Origin of the sequence: Enterobacter cloacae complex sp. ECL352 (assembly GCF_020149545.1) — a bacterium.
GTDB lineage: Bacteria > Pseudomonadota > Gammaproteobacteria > Enterobacterales > Enterobacteriaceae > Enterobacter > Enterobacter asburiae_B.
This window is the reverse complement of record NZ_CP083709.1, coordinates 2,835,062-2,851,719: the sequence shown is the minus strand read 5'-3', so window position 1 is coordinate 2,851,719 and position 16,658 is coordinate 2,835,062. Positions and strand designations below refer to the sequence as shown.

At 54.9% G+C, this 16,658-nt stretch carries 20 protein-coding genes; 9 read left to right on the top strand and 11 right to left on the bottom strand.

Annotated features, from left to right (window positions below; all coding sequences use genetic code 11):
* Nucleotides 1-36 precede the first annotated feature (36 nt).
* The 4 genes from LBF07_RS13860 to aspA form a co-directional block, all read right to left on the bottom strand.
* The gene (locus LBF07_RS13860) at nt 37-1,728 is read right to left on the bottom strand and encodes a protein-disulfide reductase DsbD (RefSeq protein WP_094935117.1); all 1,692 of its coding nucleotides are present in this window, start codon (nt 1,726-1,728) and stop codon (nt 37-39) included.
* Entirely contained in the window at nt 1,704-2,027 is a 324-nt protein-coding gene (gene cutA, locus LBF07_RS13855) for a divalent cation tolerance protein CutA (RefSeq protein WP_014168278.1), read from the bottom strand. Before cutA ends, LBF07_RS13860 begins: the two co-directional genes overlap by 25 nt.
* A 113-nt stretch (nt 2,028-2,140) precedes the next feature.
* Nucleotides 2,141-3,442 carry an anaerobic C4-dicarboxylate transporter gene (locus tag LBF07_RS13850; protein ID WP_023334226.1) on the bottom strand — a complete coding sequence of 434 codons (1,302 nt, stop codon included), beginning with the start codon at nt 3,440-3,442 and terminating at the stop codon, nt 2,141-2,143.
* Between the two features lie 115 nt (nt 3,443-3,557).
* Nucleotides 3,558-4,994 carry an aspartate ammonia-lyase gene (gene aspA, locus LBF07_RS13845; protein ID WP_003855923.1) on the bottom strand — a complete coding sequence of 479 codons (1,437 nt, stop codon included), beginning with the start codon at nt 4,992-4,994 and terminating at the stop codon, nt 3,558-3,560.
* Between the two features lie 335 nt (nt 4,995-5,329).
* On the opposite strand from aspA, the gene LBF07_RS13840 reads away from it, so the two are divergent.
* The gene (locus tag LBF07_RS13840; RefSeq protein WP_023616652.1) at nt 5,330-5,794 is read left to right on the top strand and encodes an FxsA family protein; all 465 of its coding nucleotides are present in this window, start codon (nt 5,330-5,332) and stop codon (nt 5,792-5,794) included.
* 24 nt (nt 5,795-5,818) lie between these two features.
* On the opposite strand, the gene yjeH is transcribed toward LBF07_RS13840, so the two are convergent.
* Nucleotides 5,819-7,069, bottom strand: coding sequence for an L-methionine/branched-chain amino acid transporter (gene yjeH / locus LBF07_RS13835; protein WP_094935118.1), 1,251 nt, complete (start codon nt 7,067-7,069; stop codon nt 5,819-5,821).
* Nucleotides 7,070-7,247: 178 nt separating this feature from the next.
* Here yjeH and LBF07_RS13830 point away from each other — a divergent pair, with 178 nt between their 5' ends.
* The 3 genes from LBF07_RS13830 (at nt 7,248) to LBF07_RS13820 (ending at nt 9,704) form a co-directional block, all read left to right on the top strand.
* The gene (locus tag LBF07_RS13830) at nt 7,248-7,541 is read left to right on the top strand and encodes a co-chaperone GroES (RefSeq protein ID WP_003855929.1); all 294 of its coding nucleotides are present in this window, start codon (nt 7,248-7,250) and stop codon (nt 7,539-7,541) included.
* Nucleotides 7,542-7,572: 31 nt separating this feature from the next.
* Nucleotides 7,573-9,216, top strand: a complete 1,644-nt coding sequence (groL, locus tag LBF07_RS13825) for a chaperonin GroEL (protein ID WP_014882201.1) — start codon at nt 7,573-7,575, stop codon at nt 9,214-9,216.
* Between the two features lie 134 nt (nt 9,217-9,350).
* Nucleotides 9,351-9,704 carry a DUF4156 domain-containing protein gene (locus tag LBF07_RS13820; protein ID WP_023310115.1) on the top strand — a complete coding sequence of 118 codons (354 nt, stop codon included), beginning with the start codon at nt 9,351-9,353 and terminating at the stop codon, nt 9,702-9,704.
* Between the two features lie 47 nt (nt 9,705-9,751).
* Here the strand turns inward: LBF07_RS13820 and epmB are convergent, their stop codons facing one another.
* Nucleotides 9,752-10,780 (bottom strand): EF-P beta-lysylation protein EpmB, encoded by a 1,029-nt coding sequence (epmB, locus tag LBF07_RS13815; protein ID WP_039261006.1) that lies wholly within the window; start codon nt 10,778-10,780, stop codon nt 9,752-9,754.
* A gap of 40 nt (nt 10,781-10,820) precedes the next feature.
* Here epmB and efp point away from each other — a divergent pair, with 40 nt between their 5' ends.
* The 3 genes from efp to ecnB all read left to right on the top strand — a co-directional run bounded on the left by efp (nt 10,821) and on the right by ecnB (nt 11,832).
* Nucleotides 10,821-11,387, top strand: a complete 567-nt coding sequence (gene efp / locus LBF07_RS13810) for an elongation factor P (protein WP_010427766.1) — start codon at nt 10,821-10,823, stop codon at nt 11,385-11,387.
* Nucleotides 11,388-11,445: 58 nt separating this feature from the next.
* On the top strand, nt 11,446-11,577 hold the full coding sequence (locus LBF07_RS13805; protein ID WP_024907352.1) for an entericidin A/B family lipoprotein: 132 nt from the start codon (nt 11,446-11,448) through the stop codon (nt 11,575-11,577).
* 108 nt (nt 11,578-11,685) lie between these two features.
* Nucleotides 11,686-11,832: a lipoprotein toxin entericidin B gene (gene ecnB, locus LBF07_RS13800; protein ID WP_003025482.1), complete on the top strand. Its 147-nt coding sequence runs from the start codon at nt 11,686-11,688 to the stop codon at nt 11,830-11,832.
* 36 nt (nt 11,833-11,868) lie between these two features.
* Here the strand turns inward: ecnB and LBF07_RS13795 are convergent, their stop codons facing one another.
* Complete coding sequence (locus LBF07_RS13795) at nt 11,869-12,468, bottom strand: LuxR C-terminal-related transcriptional regulator (protein WP_033144453.1); 600 nt, start codon at nt 12,466-12,468, stop codon at nt 11,869-11,871.
* Nucleotides 12,469-12,729: 261 nt separating this feature from the next.
* Here LBF07_RS13795 and sugE point away from each other — a divergent pair, with 261 nt between their 5' ends.
* Nucleotides 12,730-13,047, top strand: coding sequence for a quaternary ammonium compound efflux SMR transporter SugE (sugE, locus tag LBF07_RS13790; RefSeq protein ID WP_008502938.1), 318 nt, complete (start codon nt 12,730-12,732; stop codon nt 13,045-13,047).
* Here sugE and LBF07_RS13785 read toward each other — a convergent pair.
* Both LBF07_RS13785 and LBF07_RS13780 read right to left on the bottom strand, forming a co-directional pair.
* A complete protein-coding gene (locus LBF07_RS13785) occupies nt 13,044-13,574 on the bottom strand; it encodes a lipocalin family protein (RefSeq protein WP_023310119.1) in 531 nt (176 codons plus the stop codon). The two genes, sugE and LBF07_RS13785, sit on opposite strands and share 4 nt — an antisense overlap.
* A gap of 135 nt (nt 13,575-13,709) precedes the next feature.
* The gene (locus tag LBF07_RS13780) at nt 13,710-14,855 is read right to left on the bottom strand and encodes a cephalosporin-hydrolyzing class C beta-lactamase ACT-57 (protein ID WP_094935119.1); all 1,146 of its coding nucleotides are present in this window, start codon (nt 14,853-14,855) and stop codon (nt 13,710-13,712) included.
* Nucleotides 14,856-14,987: 132 nt separating this feature from the next.
* Between LBF07_RS13780 and ampR the strand changes: the two genes are divergently transcribed.
* A complete protein-coding gene (gene ampR, locus LBF07_RS13775) occupies nt 14,988-15,863 on the top strand; it encodes a LysR family transcriptional regulator AmpR (protein ID WP_094935120.1) in 876 nt (291 codons plus the stop codon).
* A 29-nt stretch (nt 15,864-15,892) separates the two neighbouring features.
* On the opposite strand, the gene frdD is transcribed toward ampR, so the two are convergent.
* Nucleotides 15,893-16,252: a fumarate reductase subunit FrdD gene (gene frdD / locus LBF07_RS13770; protein ID WP_000609653.1), complete on the bottom strand. Its 360-nt coding sequence runs from the start codon at nt 16,250-16,252 to the stop codon at nt 15,893-15,895.
* Between the two features lie 10 nt (nt 16,253-16,262).
* Entirely contained in the window at nt 16,263-16,658 is a 396-nt protein-coding gene (gene frdC, locus LBF07_RS13765) for a fumarate reductase subunit FrdC (protein ID WP_032662400.1), read from the bottom strand.

The following is a 16,658-nucleotide window of genomic DNA, read 5'->3' as shown; positions in this document are numbered from 1 at the left end:
GCTATTCCCAACGGTTTGTCCCGCTTAAAGTGTTGTTTACGGTTGGCGATTGCGCAAATGCGCGCTAAATGCCGCAGCATCCATAAACCCGGTTACACGCTGTTCTGGCTGCTCATGTCCCTGTTGATTGAAGAACAGAATGGTTGGCAGCCCGAGTACGTTAAGCTGCTTCAGCAGAGCCTTATCCTGCGCATTATTGGCGGTCACGTTAGCCTGGAGCAAAACGGTCTCTTTCAGGGCGCTTTGCACCTGTGGGTCGCTAAAAGTATATTTTTCAAACTCTTTGCAGGCGACACACCAGTCGGCATAGAGATCGAGCATCACCGGTTTGCCTTTCGCCTCTGCCAGTGCGCTGTTAAGTTCATCCACGTTTTTTATCTGGGTAAAGTGCAGATGCGCCTGGGTCTGACTCACCGGTGTGCCGAACGCCCAGTCCTGCAGAGGGCGTACGCTCACCAGCGCGGCAGCCAGCAGCAGGATTTGCACCAGGCGCATCCATGGCTTCTTCGCCCCCAGGCTGACGATAAACGCCCAGGCAAAGAATGCTACGCCGAGCATCGCCCACAGGCGCAGACCCCAGGCGTCGCCGATGATACGCTCAAGAAGGAACACCGGCAGCGCGAGGATGACAAAACCAAATGCGGTTTTCACCGTCTCCATCCACGGGCCGCTCTTCGGCAGAAGTCGATTGCCGAAAACCGTGACCAGAATCAGCGGCAGACCCATGCCGAGCGCGTAGAGGTACAGCGTACCCCCGCCGAGCCACATGTTACCGCTCTGGGCGATGTACAGCAGGATAGCGCTCAGCGGTGCGGTAGTGCAGGGAGAGCAAATCAGCCCGGCAATGGCACCCATCGCGAACACGCCGCCTGCGGAGCCGCCCTGCTGACGGTTGCTCATCAGTGTTAAGCGCGTTTGCAGCGAAGAGGGCAGCTGTAGCGTGAACAGGCCAAACATTGACAGCGCCAACAGGATAAACACCGCTGACAGGCCAATGAGAACATAAGGGTGCTGGAGTGCCGCCTGGAACTGTAACCCGGCAGCGGCAACCACAAGGCCAAGGGCTGTGTAGGTTAGCGCCATTCCCTGCACGTATATAAAAGCCAGCAGCAGCGCGCGGGCGGTAGAAAGACGCTGTTTGCCGCCCAGCACGATGCCGGAGATGAGCGGATACATCGGCAACACGCACGGCGTAAAGGCAATGCCGATACCAATCAGTAACGCCCACAGCGCTGAGAACGGAAGGTCAGCGCTGTCGTTGGTTTTCTCAACCGAGGGGACCGGCGTTACAGCAGCAGACGCTTTCACTTCGCTGAGCGGCACGACTTTCGTTTCCGGTGGATAGCAGAATCCCGCGTCCGCGCATCCCTGGTAGGTCACCGTCAGCGTCGCGCCTTTATCGGCCTGATTCACCGTAACGGGCACGCTCAGGCGCTGGCGGTAGATTTCACTCTTACCGTAGAACTCGTCCTCGTGCCATTCGCCAGCGGGTAATTGTAATGCGGCCACGTTTGCCTGGGCAGGGGTAATGCTCACCTGCTTGCGATAGAGGTAATAGCCCTCTTTCACCTGCCAGGTGAGCGTCAGATCGTGCTGGTTCTGCTGAAAATCGAAAACAAACGCCTGGTCGGCAGGAATAAAGTTCGAACGGCCGGGCGCGTCAAACAACCCGGCAAAAGCTGACGTGCTGCACAGCAGCAGGATCAGCGTAAGGAAGCGTTGAGCCATGAGAGATAGTCGTTATCGCCGTGGACCACTGGCAATACCAGCAGCTCCGGGGTTTGGTAAGGATGATGAGATTTGAGGCAGTCCAGGAGAGCCTGCTGATTCGCCAGATTGGTTTTGAGCAACATCTGGACTTCGTACTCTTGCTCCAGCTTGCCTTCCCAGTAATAAAGGGAGGTGGCACCGGGGAGGAGCGTCACGCAGGCGGCCAGTTTTTCGGCCAGCACTTTGGCGGCGAGATCCTGGGCAGAGGCTTCATCAGGGGCGGTACACAGTACGACAACAGCATCAGGCGTGTTCACAAGTCGACCTCCTCATCACGAAAGGCTTCACTATATCACGCAAGGCGGTTGGTCATTAATGAAACGGGCCGCAGTGCGGCCCGATTTTAACTATTTTTACAACCACTCACCGTTTACAGCACCACGCCGCCAATGATAAAGCCGAGGATCACGCAAAGTGAAATGGCGACCACGCCCGGGATCAGGAACGCGTGGTTAAACACATACTTACCGATACGGGTTGAGCCGGTGTCGTCCATCTCCACCGCCGCCAGCAGGGTTGGGTAAGTTGGCAGAACGAACAGGGCAGAAACCGCCGCGAAAGAGGCAATCGCCGTCAGTGGCGTCACGCCCAGCATCAGTGCCGCAGGCATCAGCGCTTTGGTGGTCGCCGCCTGGGAGTAAAGCAGGGTAGCGGCAAAGAACAGCACCACCGCCAGCAGCCACGGGTAGTTGTGCAGCAGGTCGCCAGCGACGGTCTGAATGTCGCTGATGTGCGCTTTCACGAAGGTATCACCGAGCCACGCCACGCCCAATACGCATACGCAGGCGCTCATACCTGATTTAAAGGTGCTGGCGTTCAGCACTTCGCTGGTGTCGATTTTACAGGTGATGCTAATCAGCGTCGCGATGGTCAGCATAAACACTACAATCGCTTCGTTACGCGGCAGGACAGGGTTCTGGATCAGGCCCACGGTGTCGCTGATGGCGGTCGCGTAGAACATCACCGCGACAATACCGATCAGGAACAGCAGCACGGAGCGCTTTGCGTGCGGCTTCAGCTCGAAGACCTGACTGCCGCGCAGTCTCACTTCACCCTTGGCGAGGCGTTCCTGGTAAACCGGATCGTCTTTCAGTTCGGCGCCGAGGAAGTTACACAGCACGGCAGTAATCATCACCGCGATCAGCGTCACCGGGATACAGATCGCCAGCAGCGTCAGGTAGCTCACGCCCATCGGCTCCAGAATACCGGCGAAGAAGACCACCGCAGCGGAAATCGGCGAGGCGGTAATCGCAATCTGGGACGCGACGACGGCAATAGAGAGCGGACGAGACGGACGGATACCCTGCTCTTTCGCCACTTCGGTAATCACCGGCAGCGTAGAGAAGGCGGTGTGGCCCGTACCGGCGAGAATGGTCATAAACCAGGTCACCAGCGGGGCAAGGAAGGTAATGTATTTTGGATGGCGGCGCAGCATACGCTCCGCCAGGCTTACCAGGTAGTCCATACCGCCTGCCACCTGCATGGCGGCGATAGCGGCAATAACTGCCATGATGATTTCGATAACGTCGAACGGGATTGCGCCGGGTTTAATCTGAAAGATAAGGGTAAGAACGAGCACCCCGAGACCGCCGGCAAAACCAATGCCGATACCCCCGAGTCTTGCTCCCAAATAAATCGCCAACAAGACGATGACGAGTTCTGCTCCAAACATAAGGACCTGCCTTGCTTATTAACAAGTTGATATTGAATTGTTGTATTTTGGTAACGCCTAAAAAGAAAAAAGGCACGTCACAAGTGACGTGCCTTAAGAAGCCTAGCCTGAACGGTTACTGTTCGCTTTCATCGGTATATCGTTTTGCTTTATATGCCGGGTGCATCAGGTTCTGGGCCGAGAAGATATCGTCCAGCTCAGCTTCGGTCAACAGCCCGCGCTCCAGCACCACTTCACGTACGCTCTTACCGGTTTCGGCGCAAATCTTACCGACGATATCACCGTTGTGGTGACCGATGAACGGGTTGAGGTAGGTGACGATCCCGATGGAGTTATAGACATAACCCTCACAGACTTCTTTATTCGCCGTGATGCCGTTAATGCATTTTTCCAGCAGGTTGTAGCAGGCGTTCGTCAGGATGTGGATAGATTCAAACATCGCCTGACCAATCACTGGCTCCATCACGTTCAGCTGCAGCTGACCCGCTTCCGAGGCCATGGTCACGGTCGTATCGTTACCGATGACTTTGAAGCAAACCTGGTTCACCACTTCTGGCACTACCGGGTTCACCTTGGCTGGCATGATGGATGAACCGGCCTGCAGCTCTGGCAGGTTGATTTCATTCAGGCCAGCGCGCGGACCGGAAGAGAGCAGGCGCAGGTCGTTACAGATTTTGGACAGTTTTACCGCCAGACGTTTCAGGGCGCTGTGTACCATGACGTAGGCGCCGCAGTCGGAGGTGGCTTCAATCAGGTCTTCTGCAGGCACAACCGGCAGGTTAGAGACTTCAGCCAGCTTCTGTACCGCCAGCTGCTGATAGCCATCCGGGGTGTTCAGACGCGTACCGATGGCGGTGGCGCCCAGGTTCACTTCCAGCAGCAGCTCGGAGGTACGCAGCAGGTTTTTGGTCTCTTCGTTCAGCAGTACGTTAAACGCGTGGAATTCCTGGCCGAGCGTCATCGGCACCGCGTCCTGCAGCTGGGTACGACCCATTTTCAGGATGTCCTGGAACTCAACCGCTTTACGCTGGAAGCCATCACCCAGCTGGTTGATCGCATCCACCAGTTTCACCACAGAGGCATACACCGCGATACGGAAGCCGGTAGGGTAGGCGTCGTTGGTAGACTGGCATTTGTTTACGTGGTCGTTCGGGTTCAGGTACTGGTATTCACCTTTCTGGTGACCCATCAGCTCCAGGCCAATGTTTGCCAGTACTTCGTTGGTATTCATGTTGACGGAGGTGCCCGCGCCGCCCTGATAGACGTCAACCGGGAACTGGTCCATGCATTTGCCGTTGTTCAGCACTTCATCGCAGGCTGCGATAATCGCATTTGCCGCGCTTTTAGGAATGGTTTGCAGCTCTTTGTTGGCCAGTGCTGCGGCTTTCTTCACCATCACCATGCCACGGACAAACTCAGGAATGTCGCTGATTTTGCTGTTGCTGATGTAGAAGTTTTCAATCGCTCTCAGAGTGTGGACACCGTAGTAGGCATCCGCTGGAACTTCCCTGGTACCCAACAAGTCTTCTTCGATACGAATGTTGTTTAACATGTGAACCTTCTTTTCAAGCTGCCGATGGATTGTACTAAACACACAGTATTTATGTGGTTTTGAATATTTTCTGGCCGACGATTATTCCCTCAATCAGCCAGATGTTCGAGATCATATGCTGATGATAGCGAATTGCCGTAAGCTGGATCACTTATTATCGAGCCGATTCCATGATAATTATTAATCTGTGAAATGGGTCACCGCTTTATAATTTCCAAAAAAAATATCCGTGCAAACTGATTGAATTTTCGCTAACCGTCACCATTTCATACAAACGCGCGTCGCGAACACATTCAGACAGGGGCCCGATGGCCTCTGCCACACAGGAGATGCCAGTGCGCTGGATACCGTTTATTGCTTTCTTTCTCTATGTTTACATTGAGATTTCCATTTTCATCCAGGTTGCCCATGTGCTGGGCGTCCTGCTGACGCTGATTCTGGTGATTTTCACCTCCGTCATCGGCATGTCGCTGGTGCGTAATCAGGGTTTCAAAAATTTCCTGATAATGCAGCAGAAGATGGCCGCAGGGGAAAGCCCGGCGGAAGAGATGATCAAAAGCGTGTCGTTGATTATTGCGGGGCTGCTGCTGATCCTGCCGGGGTTCTTCACTGACTTCCTCGGCCTTCTGCTGCTTCTGCCGCCGGTGCAAAAACACCTGACCATGAAGCTGCTGCCGCATCTGCGCTTTAGCCGTATGCCGGGGGGCGGATTCAGCACCGGGCCGGGCGATACCTTTGAAGGGGAGTATCAGCGTAAGGATGAACAGCACGACCGTTTAGACCATAAAGACGATCGGTGATTTTGTTGCCCGGTGGCGCTTCGCCTACCGGGCTTCCGGTAGCGCACCGCGCTTCGGCAAAAACACCCACAGCCCTGCCAGCATGACAATCGCGTACAGACTCTTCCATCCCACCATCGCCAGCAGCAGCAGGCAAAGCATACCCCCGATGACCGCCAGAGCTTTATAGCGACCTTTCAGCAAACGACATCCCGCCAGCATGCACAGCAGGTAGATCATGATGAAAATGCCGTTGGCGTAAACGATCAGCGCGTCAAGATTGATCTTCAGTGCATAAATACACAGTGTGCTCACCACGCAGCAGCCCAGTACGGCATTCAGGGCATTCAGCGGAAGCTGGCGTTTAGACAGGCGCGCGAGGCGATTCTCTGGTTTGTCGAGCGCCTGCGACCACACCAGCCGGGCAAAGCTCTGGATATAAATATTCAGGCTGGCAAAACAGGCGAGATAGCCGATGACGCAGGCGATCCATAGCGCCTTCACGCCGAACAGTTCCACCACGATACCCGGTAGCGATGCCGCGGCGGCGAGATCCGCTCCGAACGCGTGGAAGTGTAAGACCAGCACGGTACACGCCCAATAGACCGTGCCAGCCAGCAGCAGGCCTATCATCAGCGCGCGGGGGAAATCACGTTCAGGCTGCTTAAATTCAGAGGCCAGATGAGCAAAGGCTTCCAGACCAACAAAACACCAGAACATGACGGAGAGCGCGGCGAAAAGCTCGGAATGGTCGACGTCGGTCAGCGCCGGGAAGGGAATTTCCTTTATTGTGATATCGCCCGCCCACCAGATTGCGACAACGAGCGCGACAATCAGCACCGCAACCAGCGTCTGCAGGTTGGCGCTGGAACTGGCGCCGCGAGAGCCCACCCACCAGACGATCGCCAGCGTACCCAGTTCGGCCAGCAATAACTGCTCGTTATGCCAGCCAAACAGCGCCTGACCAAAGCCGGTCGCAATATGCAACGCCGCAGGAAGACCAACCGGAATGACGGAGAGAAACAGCCAGCCGGTGACACGCTGCAGCCGCGGGCCAAAGGCCAGTCCGACAAAGTGCGCCACGCCGCCCGCGCTGGGGAAATGCCGCCCCAAGATGGCGAATACAATGGCTATCGGGAAAACTAATACAATCAGCGCTGGCCACGCCCACAGGCTGTTATTTCCAGCCACCAGCGCCGCCAGTGCGGGTACGGCAAACACGCCCGTACCTAACAAGGAGGTTGAGAGCAGTCCGACGCCCTGCGCCAGCCCCAGCTCCTGCTTGAGTCCACTCATTGACATCGCCCTGCCAGTACCAAAAGAGAGGCGATGGTAACACTTTCGCAAATTTTTTTTCGACTCCCCCTTGAAGGGGGAAAAAGCTATCCCCATCTCTCAGGGCACTAGTCGGAAAACCGCATGCGGGCCGGCGTCATCCATAACTGATAATGACTTTCTCAAAGGAGAGCTATCAATGAGTATTCGTCCGTTACATGATCGTGTGATCGTCAAACGTAAAGAAGTTGAAACCAAGTCTGCTGGCGGCATCGTTCTGACCGGTTCTGCAGCAGCCAAATCAACGCGTGGCGAAATCATCGCTGTCGGTAAGGGCCGCATCCTGGAAAACGGAACTGTGCAGCCACTGGACGTTAAAGTTGGTGACATCGTAATTTTCAACGATGGCTACGGCGTGAAATCCGAGAAGATCGACAATGAAGAAGTGTTGATCATGTCCGAGAGCGACATTCTGGCAATTGTTGAAGCGTAATTTACGCACGAGAATTTGAGGAAATAAGAACATGGCAGCTAAAGACGTAAAATTCGGTAACGACGCTCGTGTAAAAATGCTCCGCGGCGTAAACGTACTGGCAGATGCAGTTAAAGTGACTCTGGGCCCGAAAGGCCGCAACGTAGTGCTGGATAAATCCTTCGGCGCGCCAACCATCACTAAAGATGGTGTTTCTGTAGCACGTGAAATTGAGCTGGAAGACAAGTTCGAAAACATGGGTGCGCAGATGGTGAAAGAAGTTGCCTCTAAAGCGAACGACGCTGCTGGTGACGGTACCACCACCGCGACCGTACTGGCGCAGGCAATCATCACCGAAGGTCTGAAAGCCGTTGCTGCGGGCATGAACCCAATGGATCTGAAACGTGGTATCGACAAAGCTGTCGCCTCCGCTGTTGAAGAGCTGAAAGCGCTGTCCGTACCGTGCTCTGACTCTAAAGCCATTGCTCAGGTTGGTACTATCTCCGCTAACTCCGACGAAACCGTAGGTAAACTGATCGCTGAAGCGATGGACAAAGTCGGTAAAGAAGGCGTGATCACCGTTGAAGACGGTACCGGTCTGGAAGACGAACTGGACGTGGTTGAAGGTATGCAGTTCGACCGCGGTTACCTGTCCCCATACTTCATCAACAAGCCAGAGACTGGCGCTGTTGAACTGGAAAGCCCGTTCATCCTGCTGGCTGACAAGAAAATCTCCAACATCCGCGAAATGCTGCCAGTGCTGGAAGCCGTTGCGAAAGCAGGCAAGCCGCTGGTGATCATCGCTGAAGACGTTGAAGGCGAAGCGCTGGCGACCCTGGTGGTTAACACCATGCGCGGCATCGTGAAAGTGGCTGCGGTTAAAGCACCTGGCTTCGGCGATCGCCGTAAAGCGATGCTGCAGGATATCGCTACCCTGACCGGCGGTACCGTAATCTCTGAAGAGATCGGTATGGAACTGGAAAAAGCGACCCTGGAAGACCTGGGCCAGGCGAAACGCGTTGTGATCAACAAAGACACCACCACCATCATCGATGGCGTGGGTGAAGAAGCTGCTATTCAGGGCCGCGTTGGTCAGATCCGTAAGCAGATCGAAGAAGCGACTTCCGATTACGACCGTGAAAAACTGCAGGAGCGCGTAGCGAAACTGGCAGGCGGCGTTGCGGTAATCAAAGTCGGTGCAGCGACCGAAGTTGAAATGAAAGAGAAAAAAGCACGCGTTGACGATGCCCTGCACGCGACCCGTGCTGCGGTAGAAGAAGGCGTGGTTGCTGGTGGTGGTGTTGCGCTGGTGCGTGTTGCCGCTAAACTGGCAGGCCTGACCGCACAGAACGAAGATCAGAACGTGGGTATTAAAGTTGCGCTGCGCGCAATGGAAGCTCCTCTGCGTCAGATCGTTTCTAACGCCGGTGAAGAGCCATCTGTGGTTGCGAACAACGTGAAAGCGGGCGAAGGTAACTACGGTTATAACGCAGCAACTGAAGAATACGGCAACATGATCGACTTCGGTATCCTGGATCCAACGAAAGTGACCCGTTCTGCTCTGCAGTACGCGGCATCTGTCGCTGGCCTGATGATCACCACCGAGTGCATGGTCACCGATATGCCTAAAGGCGATGCACCAGACTTAGGTGCTGCTGGCATGGGCGGCATGGGCGGTATGGGCGGCATGATGTAATCGTGCGCTCTACGTCGTAGAATGTGAAAAACCCCCGGGCAGAAATGCTCGGGGGTTTTTCTTTTGGTCATCTTTTAGGTATAAGATTTACACACGGACAACTACTGTCCAGCTTATTGAAAACGAGGAATAACATGCGCGTAAAAGTCTGTGCAGGGATTGTAGGGGCAGCATTGCTGCTGGCGGGTTGTAGCTCCAGCAATGAGCTGTCGGCAGCGGGCCAGGGCGTTCGCTTTGTGGAAGATAAGCCTGGCAGTGAATGCCAGCTGTTAGGCACGGCAACCGGTGAGCAAAGTAACTGGATGTCAGGGCAGCATGGCGAAGAAGGCGGCTCGATGCGCGGTGCGGCGAATGCCCTGCGTAACCAGGCTGCGGCAATGGGCGGTAACGTGATTTACGGCGTGAGCAGCCCAACGCAGAGTATGCTGTCCAGCTTCGTGCCGACCGCCAGCCAGATGAACGGCCAGGTCTACAAGTGCCCGAACTGATTGCCTTTTTCCCTCTCCCTGTGGGAGAGGGTTAGGGTGCGGAGAAACTAGCGCTGCCGCAGCTGCAAATCCAGCGGCGTCTTGCTCGGCTCTCCGCCAATCTCGCGTGCCAGCTTCGGCACCATATAGCCTGAAACCAGCGTTAACAGTTCGCGCATAATCTGCCGGGCTTCTTCATCCGTCACCATGAAATGGGCCGCGCCCTGAACGCGATCCAGCACGTGCAGGTAATAGGGCATCACGCCCGCATCAAACAGGGCATTGCTCAGGTCAGCCAGCACGCGGGCGCTGTCATTGACGCCGCGCAGCAGCACGCTCTGGTTCAGCAGCGTCACGCCCGCTTTACGCAGACGCGCCATCGCCGCGCGAAAGTCATCGTCAATTTCATTCGCGTGGTTAATATGATTCACCAGCAGCACCTGCAATCTTGACTGCTCCAGGCGTGACACCAGTCCGTCAGTGACACGTGCCGGAATGACAATCGGTAAACGGCTGTGAATACGCAGGCGCTTAACGTGCGGGATGGCTTCAAGCTGAGTCAACAGCCAGTCCAGCTCATGATCTTTTGCCATCAGCGGGTCACCGCCGGAAAAAATAATCTCATCCAGCTCCGGATGGGCGGCGATATAGTCCAGCGCGACCTGCCAGTTGCGTTTATTGCCCTGGTTTTCGGCATACGGGAAGTGCCGACGGAAGCAATAACGACAATTTACCGCGCAACCGCCTTTTACCAGCAGCAGGGCGCGGTTGAGATACTTGTGCAGTAAACCCGGCACCACGCTGTTCTGCTCTTCCAGCGGATCGGTGCTGTATCCCGGTGCGGTGACAAACTCATCCTGCGAAGTAAGCGTTTGTTTTAAAAGTGGATCGTCGGGGTTGCCTTTCTCCATCCGCGCCACAAACGCACGGGGAACGCGCAGGGCGAAAAGGCGTTTTGCCTCGCGGCCTGCAAGCAACTCTGGGTGCTGATCGAGGTCTAAAAGACGCAGCAATTCATCAGGACTGGTGATTACATCGGCAAGTTGCGATAACCAATCTTCTCTGGACGGGGTGTTTAGGGTTACAATATGCGCCATTTTGTGGCTTAGCTACCAGTTAACAAATTTAGAGGGCCTTATGGCAACGTACTATAGCAACGATTTTCGTGCTGGTCTTAAAATCATGATGGACGGCGAACCGTACGCGGTTGAAGCCAGCGAATTCGTTAAACCAGGTAAAGGCCAGGCATTCGCACGCGTTAAGCTGCGCCGTCTGCTGACCGGTACCCGTGTTGAGAAAACCTTCAAGTCTACTGACTCCGCTGAAGGCGCTGATGTTGTTGATATGAACCTGACCTATCTGTACAACGACGGTGAGTTCTATCATTTCATGAACAACTCCACTTTCGAACAGCTGTCTGCTGATGAGAAAGCGGTAGGTGATAGCGCTAAGTGGCTGCTGGATCAGGCTGAGTGCATCGTGACCCTGTGGAACGGCCAGCCTATCGCTGTGACCCCACCAAACTTCGTAGAACTGGAAATCGTTGAAACCGATCCAGGTCTGAAAGGTGATACCGCAGGTACCGGCGGTAAACCAGCCAAACTGTCTACCGGCGCAGTGGTTAAAGTTCCACTGTTCGTACAGACTGGCGAAGTGATCAAAGTGGATACCCGCTCCGGCGAATACGTATCCCGCGTGAAGTAATTTACGTCATGATTGAAGGCGCAGCGCCCGCTGCGCCTGATTTTTGCAGGCAGGGATGATGAAACGTACCGTTAAAATTCTGCTTCTGTTAGCGCTTTCCAGTGCATTGCTTTCCGGCTGTAACACCACCCGTGGAATGGGACAAGATATCCAGGATCTCGGTCATATCATTTCTCACGCCGCCAGCTAAGTTCGTCTAATTTTCCTAAAAATGCTTCCTTTTCCGTCAACCGGCGGGATCTTGTCTATTCTTAAGTTGCTATACACAAAACAACTTTGGCTATAAAAGGAAGATATTATGGTTAAGAAGACAATTGCAGCGATCTTTTCAGTCCTGGTACTTTCTTCAGTGTTAACGGCCTGTAATACCACGCGTGGCGTCGGTCAGGATATTTCTGAAGGTGGTAGCGCAATCTCTGGTGCGGCAACTAAAGCTCAGCAGTAATTAACATACGGTACGAGACCAGCGGGTTTCGTACCGTCAGCTTTCTGATTCCTGCAGGGATAAGAACGGAGAAAAACGCGTATCCATATGCAGTTTCATGCGGATATTGCGTTTGTAGGTATAGACCGTTTTTCCATTGATACTCAGGTGAGCGGCAATTTTTTGATTGCTTGCACCGTCCATCCACAATGTCAGCACTTTCTCTTCCTGCCGGGTCAGCAAGGGGGCGGCTGCCGTTGGCCTTTCAGCGCTGGCGCGCGAGTTTAATGCGTCGTTGATAGTCGTTGCCACTTCTTCGAGACTGGCGTTTTTCAACAGCGACGACCACACCGGGAACTGTCCGAGCCAGTCGGTCATGCCGCGATCCTCTCCCGATTGCAGCATAATAAACGGTAATCGTTCACTGGCGTTAAGCAAGGACGAGAGCTGCTGAAAATGATGAATATCCTGCCTGAAGCCGTACAGGTCGGCGATGACCAGCGTGGGTTTCCATTGCAGAATGTGCTCCCTGGCAAGGAACAGATTATTTAGCCCGGTCACAACGTAGTGTCCCGGGAACAAACCGGAATGATTGAGCCATGCTTCAAACCCCGTGCGGGTGAAGTGACAACGGTCAATCAAAAGAATTTTGAACATATTTTATTCGCAGTCGGCTAGTGGTTTGGCTTCCTGCCATCAGAAAGCACATCATCATAGAGAAGTCGGATGAGTGCTAAATGCCGGAACTACGCGCCATACTGCGGCTATTTCTTGCCTTAACGTGTTCAGCAAAAAATGATTGAAAAAAAATAGCACGCTAACCACAATATGGGGCGTAATCTCTGCCTTACGGGACGACCCGTAAGCGTTTCTTTCACCGGGGACGGCCCCAACTTGAATTAAGTTAAGGAGCCTGAAATGTCCTGGATCATTCTTTTTATTGCTGGCCTGCTCGAAGTGGTATGGGCAATTGGTCTCAAGTACACCCATGGATTTACCCGCCTGACGCCCAGCGTCATAACCGTCACCGCAATGATCGTGAGTATTGTCCTGTTATCCTGGGCGATGCGCTCGCTGCCTGTGGGAACGGCTTATGCCGTCTGGACGGGCATTGGTGCGGTGGGGGCCGCCATCACCGGCATTCTGCTGCTGGGAGAGTCAGCGAGTCTGGCGCGTATCGCCAGCCTCGCCTTGATTGTGGCCGGCATCGTTGGGCTGAAGCTCAGCACCCATTAATGGGGCTGTTTTACCCAGATGAGCTTTGACACATCAAACCCTTGTCGGGTCGCGACGTCCAGCATCTGCTGTTTCATTTCTGACGAAATAGTTGGCGTGCGGGAAAGTATCCACAAATAGTCGCGATCCGGCCCGCAGACCAGCGCGTGACGGTACTCTCTGTCGAGCGCGATCACGTTATAGCCGCCATAAAACGGGCCGAAGAAAGAGACTTTGAGCGCGGCCCGTCGCGGGTCGCCCGTGAAGTACGCTTTCCCAATCGATTGCTGCCACATCTCCCGATCGGGATTATAGCCCCGGTTGATCACCTGAATACCGCCATCATCCATCGGGCTGTAATTCGCAGTGACCTTCTCTAAGCCCTGCTCAAACCGATGGTCGAGGCGCGCGATTTCATACCATGTTCCAAGGAAGCGTTGTGCATCAAAAGGCGAGACGACGGTAACGCCTGGAGGTGGGGTAGGGGAACTGCAGGCAACCACTAAAAACGCGGCTGTCACCGCGGCGATAACAGGCAGAATGCGCATAGGAGTTTCCTTACTGTTTTTTGTTAAGTGTAGATGACGGCAAGGAAAATGTGGTTTTTGTGCGGTGTGTTTCGCTGGGTGGCCACCCCGTGGATTTTGTAGGCCGGGTAAGCGTTAGCGCCACCCGGCAATGTTTTACTGCAGCGCGTCGAGGATACGGTATGCCGCCTCAACGCGTGCCGGGTTCGGATAGCTTTTATTCGCCAGCATCACAATGCCGAGCTGCTTTTCAGGAATAAATGCCACGTAGCTGCCAAACCCGCCGGTAGAGCCTGTTTTATGGACCCATGACGCATTGACCGGGGGCGCCGGTGGATTCACTTCTCTCGCAGGCAGCGGTGCCAGCGCCACCTTATTGTCGCTACCTTCAACCACGGTTTTTGCATCGACCGGCCAGTTAAGCATTTCCCAGCCTAACCCCTGATACATGGCACCCACGCGCCAGTAGCGAGACTGCGCCAGGGTAAGGCCTTTCCTGAGTGAACTATCCTCAAGCGAGTCCGGCTTCATGTTGACCATCACCCAGTTTGCCATATCCTTCACGTTGGTTTTTACGCCATAGGCTTCAGCGTCCAGCATTCCTGGCGAAACGTGTACCGCCTTACCGTCGCGGTATCCCCAGGCGTAATGCGCCTCTTCCGCTTTCGGAACGTTAATCCAGGTATGGTCCAGCTTGAGCCGCTTAAAGACCCGCGTCGTTATGGCCTGCTCATAGCTCATGCCGGAAGGTTTGACCGCCAGCGCGCCAAAAAGACCGATGCTGGCGTTGGCGTAAAGACGCGTGGTGCCCGGCTTCCACTGAGGCTGCCAGTTTTGATAAAAGCGCAGCAGAGAGGCGTTATCCGTGACCTCATCCGGTACCTGTAACGGCAAACCTCCTGCGGTATAGGTTGCCAGATCCAGCATGCGGATCCCCTGCCACTGCTTGCCTGTCAGTTCAGGCCAGTATTTGGTCACCGGATCGCCCAGCGATATTTCACCCCGAGCAATGGCATCGCCGCCCAGTACGCCGGTGAAGGTTTTACTTATAGAGCCCAGCTCGAATAAGGTTTGTGGGGTGACAGGTTTGTTCGCCGCAACATCGGCTTTACCGAAGGTAAAGTAGTGCGGCTGACCCTGATAAATCACCGCCACCGCCATACCCGGAATGGCCTGCGCTTTCATCAGCGGCGTAACGGTACGTTCCACCATCTCAGCCAGCTGTTTTTCTGACATCGGTGCAGCCAATACCGAGCAGGAGGTGCTGAGCAGCAGGGCGCAGCAAAGGGATTTAGTCATCATCAGTTATCTTCCGTAATAGCAGTTCAAGGGGGTGTCCGGGCCCGTCAGACCGCTGTAGTCTGTTGGATTTGACTATGGCTGACAAACGGTTAAATTTAGCATTAGCTGTTAATTTTTCTAACGGACGAGACCATGACGCGCAGCTATCTCCCTCTTAATTCCCTGCGGGCGTTTGAAGCAGCCGCCAGGCACCTCAGTTTTACGCATGCCGCTATCGAGCTGAACGTCACCCATTCCGCGATTAGCCAGCACGTAAAGGCGCTGGAGCAGCATCTTAATTGCCAGCTGTTTGTTCGCGTTTCGCGAGGGCTGATGTTGACCACCGAAGGCGAGAATTTGCTGCCTGTGCTGAATGACTCGTTCGATCGCATCGCCGGCATGCTGGATCGCTTTGCCAGCCAGCGCGCTCAGGAGAAGCTCAAAATAGGTGTGGTAGGAACCTTTGCTACGGGGGTTTTATTCTCTGAGCTTGCGGACTTTCGCCGCTGCTATCCGCATATTGATCTTCAGCTTTCCACCCATAACAATCGCGTCGACCCGGCGGCTGAAGGGCTTGATTACGCCATTCGCTACGGTGGCGGCGCGTGGCATGGAACCGATGCTGAATTCCTTTGCCCTGCGCCGCTGTCTGCGCTCTGTACACCCGACATTGCCTCCTGTCTAAAAAGCCCGGCAGATATCCTGAAGTTTACCCTGCTGCGCTCCTACCGGCGCGACGAGTGGGCTGCGTGGATGCAGGCAGCGGGTGAACATCCTCCCTCGCCGACGCACCGGGTGATGGTGTTTGATTCGTCCGTGACCATGCTGGAAGCCGCGCAGGCAGGCGTAGGGATTGCCATTGCGCCTGTCGACATGTTTACCCATTTACTCAGCAGCGAGCGCATCGTGCAGCCGTTTGCAACGCAGATTGACCTCGGCAGCTACTGGCTCACAAGGCTACAGTCACGGACAGAAACGCCCGCAATGCGCGAGTTTGCCCAGTGGCTGGTGGGGAAGATGCAGAAATAAAAGGCCCGCCGGGTGGCGGGCCTGAAGCGTCAGATGGTGACCACGGCAATCAGCGTCACCACGGTCAGGATGGTCGCCAGACCGTAGAACACCCATTTACCGCTCGGTACATGGATTTTCAGATCATGCATCGCATGGTGAATACGGTGCAGGCCACACCACAGCGGCAGGACGATCATCAGGAAGATGAACACGCGGCCGATAAAGCTGCTCGCGAACGCCAGCACGCGCTCGTAGCTCAGCGCATCGCCCGGGAACAGCCCCAGCGGCAGCATAATGCCGACCAGCAGAATGATGACGGGGGCGATGATGGCACTCCACATGCCGCCTGCGCCAAACAGGCCCCAGAAGACCGGCTCGTCAGAACGTTTTGGATTTGGATTGATCACAGTAGTCTCCTTACCAGAACAGTGCGACAAACAGAATGACCACAGTGACCAGAATCGTCACTGCCCAGAGCCCTTTAATCACCGGCTCTGGCCCCATTTTCTCGTCTTTTATGATGATGTTCGCGGCTTTTGGCGCCAGCTCAAACCAGGTTTTGGTATGAAGCAGCGCGGCCGCGAGCACGATCAGGTTCAGAACAACAATGATCGGGTTTTGCAGGAAACCGACAAAGCTGGCCCAGGCTTCCGGGCCATGCTTGAGGGCAAAAACGCCGTACATCAGCTCAAGACTGAACCAGACCGCCGGTACCGCCGTGCCTTCACGCAGCATATAGAAGCGATAAAACGGCAGGTTTTTCCACCAGGTGGACGGCACAGGCCGCACATAGGCTTTGCGTTTAGTCGTCAT